We start from the raw sequence: 1,462 nt of genomic DNA on the forward strand, positions 1-1,462 counted from the left end.
CTAACCCCCGGCGCCTTTTCTAAAATTTCGCGCAGATCGCGGTAACCGCGGTTTTCCATATCCTCCGCGGTGATGACCGAGACGTTGCGAACCTCGTTTTTAAGCATATCCTCAAAGCCTGTCGCGGTAACTACGATGGTGCCCAGCTTCGTGGCGTTCGCGCCGGAAGCGTTTTTAGGAGCTGCGGAATTTACCGCTCCCGCGCCGGACGCGTTGATATTTTTGGACGTAGCGTTGTTTTCGGCTCCGTTTAGTTGTAAGGCAGCGCACAAACTCAGCGCGATCGCGGCATTTGAAAGATAAAATTTCTTAAACATCACTCTCCCCTATTTAAAATTATAATTTGCGAATGATTTGCAAATGCTATATTATAATTTCTCTTGATTAAATAATAATAAATTTCAAAGATTAAAGATAGATTTTTTAAAATTTAGGCGGAGATTGGATGAAATTTTAATTTCGAGCGTTTTGCTGGGCGCGATAAAATTTCGGTTTTAAATTTAGACTCCTTGGCGGTTTTTATTTCTTAAAGCGGCAAGTTTGCGAAGCAAATCTAGCTGAAATTTTGAAATTTAGCCAAATCCCTAAAATCATACCCGTCTAAAATGCGCCAAAAAGTATTAAACCTACCCTAGCGCTCATTTTTTATTCCTAAGACTTTTTGATTTTGCTTGCGCATCAATTATTTTTTATCATGGCTCACCCTCTTTAGCCACTCTTTTTCAAATTTATAATATCTTTCAAGCTTTTTATTCTTTTCTGCTTGATTCCACTTTTCTATCTCAGCATAATCTTGCAGCTCGCCTCCGCATTTAGGGCAAACGCTCCTATCTTTAACGTCCGAAAAATTATAAAATTCAAAACACCCTTTGCAGCGCATAAATTTAGGATAATACTTTACGCTTTTTTCAGGGTGAAATGCGAGATATAAAAAGAAAGCGCATGCCGCAAAGCATAAAATTTCTATGATGATACGCAGATGCGTGCTATCAAATTTTACCGATGCCATAAAGCCAGGCTTTATATCGACTTTTCCCAATAAAGCGGCCGCTAGTCCCCATGCGAAAAAAGCAAAAAATCTGATTAATGCAAAAATTCTATTTAGCATTTTTATATATTCCTCGTATAACAAATCAAAATTTCATCGCTTTTTAAATTTACGCTTTTTAGGCTTTGGAGTTTTAGCGCTTTGCTCGGAGGCATTTCTTTTCCAGTAGTCGCCGTCATTATACTCCGTAAGCTTTTTGCCGCAGTCCGGGCAAATTTGATCCGTATCTTTGACATCCTCGTACATGTAAAATTTAAAGCAGTCCTTACACCACATATACTTCGGGTATCTTTTTATGTTCTTTTCAGAGCGGAAGGCGAGGTAAAAGAAGCAAATACCCGCTATTAAAAATACAGTTGCGGGCAATACCCATAAAATACCCGCATCATCAAATTTAATATATTTCTCGCCTAT

Annotated in this window: 1 protein-coding gene and 2 pseudogenes; all 3 read right to left on the reverse strand. The window is 38.8% G+C overall.

The window, feature by feature from the left end:
• A pseudogene (locus Q0369_RS04480) lies at positions 1-317 on the reverse strand (TonB-dependent receptor); the annotation flags it as partial.
• A 365-nt stretch (positions 318-682) separates the two neighbouring features.
• The gene (locus tag Q0369_RS04485; RefSeq protein WP_298096556.1) at positions 683-1,009 is read right to left on the reverse strand and encodes a hypothetical protein; all 327 of its coding nucleotides are present in this window, start codon (positions 1,007-1,009) and stop codon (positions 683-685) included.
• 132 nt (positions 1,010-1,141) lie between these two features.
• A pseudogene (locus tag Q0369_RS04490) lies at positions 1,142-1,462 on the reverse strand (hypothetical protein); the annotation flags it as partial.

The organism is uncultured Campylobacter sp. (genome assembly GCF_938030685.1).
In the GTDB taxonomy this organism is placed as follows: Bacteria; Campylobacterota; Campylobacteria; order Campylobacterales; family Campylobacteraceae; genus Campylobacter_B.

Excerpts from the sequence above, each read along its gene's own strand:
- Q0369_RS04485 (WP_298096556.1), bottom strand. The coding sequence starts at position 1,009 with ATGGCATCGGTAAAATTTGATAGCACGCATCTGCGTATCATCATAGAA.